1 protein-coding gene is annotated in these 1,545 nt (G+C 44.9%); it reads left to right on the plus strand.

Annotation, left to right across the window (positions count from 1 at the left end; all coding sequences use genetic code 11):
* Nucleotides 1-166: 166 nt before the first annotated feature.
* Nucleotides 167-1,545: IS66 family transposase (locus tag FCL48_RS24605; protein ID WP_169309376.1), on the plus strand; the 1,379-nt coding region annotated here is incomplete at its 3' end.

The raw sequence follows: 1,545 nt of genomic DNA on the forward strand, positions 1-1,545 counted from the left end.
ATTTTTTGTAACAGCTTGATTCAATTATACAATCACCTGAGATGCATTGTAATAGGGCTAGTATAGCACGAATAATGCCGAGTTGAAGTGATTTGCTATAAACCGCCGCAATCGTAATGTGGTAAGCATTTTCAGAAGTCGAAAAAAGCCATGGTATACTATGGCCATGGCAACAGTAGATAAGACAAGTGTTCGGGATGAGGTCACTCGCCTGAAGAAGGAATTTGAGCAACTCTGCTCTGACGGCAAAGTGTCGTCTGAAATTCGAGTTGTGATGAATAGCCTCCTGGTTGTCGTCGAATTAATACTGTCTATTTTTCTTGAGAAGAAGACACGTAAGAACAATAAGAACTCCAGTCTGCCTTCTTCTCAAACCGATAAGGATGAGACTGCGGTTCCGGACAATGTAAGCAAAGGAAAAGGTCGGCAGGTCTTCGGTGAAATAAGCAATACCCGAGTAAAAAAGACGATTACCAAAGCCGCGGTTACAACATGTGATGTCTGCGGTGTTGACTTGGGCAAAACGCCTTGCGAAAGGTATGAAAGACGCACCAAGGTAGATATCGTCTTTGAAAAGGTTGTTGAGCATGTTGATGCGGAAATAAAGCAGTGTCCCAATTGCAAGGCTACAGTTAAAGGTAAATTTCCAGAGGACATGCCGGGTACTTTGCAATACGGAAATGGGCTCAAGGCATTTGCCATTCATCTGATAATCAGTCAGATGGTCGCTTTGAACAGGGTGCAGAAGCAAATTGCAGCCATGATCGCCTCAGTTATTTCTGAAGCTACCCTGCTGAAATTTGTTCTACGCCTCCATCAGGCACTTGAGGCCTGGGAGAAAGAAGCAATACAAGTCTTGTTGCAGGCACCGTCGGTACACGCTGACGAGACCTCGTTTCGAGTTGAGGGAAAAAACTACTGGATCCATGTCTATTCATCCGGTGGAACGACCCTGAAATTGCTTCATCGCAAACGTGGTAAGGAGGCCATTGAGGGATTAAACATTATTCCCCGATATGGCGGGGTGATAATCCATGATTGTTGGGCATCATACTTGTCGTACGATCATTGCGGTCACGGTTTATGCGGATCCCACCTCTTACGGGAACTTACGTTTATTGTTGAGTCAAACCAGTACCGGTGGGCTCGCAATATGAAGAAGTTGTTATCGGAGATGTGCTATACGGTGTCCAGGCGCAAAGAGAAATGTCTTACCGATCAGGAATACGCTAACTTACAAAAACGGTATCGCAATATTCTCACTCGAGGAAGTAAGGAATTGCCAGAGATTCCGACGAAGAAGAAAGGAAAGCGTGGAAGGATCGCCAAGTCAGATGCTCATAACCTTTGGGAACGGCTAAAGAGACATGAAACTGCGGTTTTGCTTTTTGCAAAAAATGGACACGTTGCCTTCACGAATAACAGGGCAGAAAGGGATCTTCGAATGGCTAAAGTGAAGCAGAAAGTATCAGGATGCTTTCGGAAGCAACAATACGCTCATGCATATTGTCGGATCTCAAGTTATCTGCAAACTATGGCGGCCAT

This window comes from Desulforhopalus sp. IMCC35007 (assembly GCF_005116575.1).
Taxonomy (GTDB): domain Bacteria; phylum Desulfobacterota; class Desulfobulbia; order Desulfobulbales; family Desulfocapsaceae; genus Desulforhopalus_A.